This is a genomic window from Micromonospora sp. BL4 (assembly GCF_003667505.1).
Classification (GTDB): Bacteria; Actinomycetota; Actinomycetes; order Mycobacteriales; family Micromonosporaceae; genus Micromonospora.
Window position 1 is genome coordinate 1 of sequence record NZ_RCVJ01000036.1, and the last position, 405, is coordinate 405.

General features: G+C 74.6%; 1 protein-coding gene. It reads right to left on the reverse strand.

All coding sequences use genetic code 11. The annotated features are described in order from the left end of the window. A partial coding sequence (locus EAD89_RS00840; protein WP_199733374.1) for a hypothetical protein occupies window positions 1-284 on the reverse strand: 284 nt, incomplete at its 3' end. Window positions 285-405: the final 121 nt, after the last annotated feature.

Here is a 405-nt window from a genome sequence, read left to right on the forward strand (position 1 = left end):
TGGGCTGTGTGTGCGTGGGCCGGCATGCCGTCGAGGCCCGTCATCACGACACCGCTCATCCAGGTCTGGTCGGCGCCCGCGAGCAGCTCGTCGGCGTCGGTGCGCGGCACCGGCCCGTCGGTACCGGTGACTGTCGCGGTGACGGCGATCGCGACCGCCTCGGTGTCGCACTCGCCCAGCCGGGCGAGCCCGCCGTCGAGCAGGGCGTACGCGCCGGCGCTGTCGCTCGTGCTCGCCGCGATCTCGGTGCCCAGGATCGCGTTGATGCTGCTCGGCGGCGTCATCGGCGACCGGCTGCCGCGCCACCTCGTACTCGTGGCGGCGGAGCTGATGTGCGGCACGGCGTACGCCGCGATGACGGTCCTCGTCCTGGGCGGGCGGGCGGGCGTCGCCACCCTCGCTCTC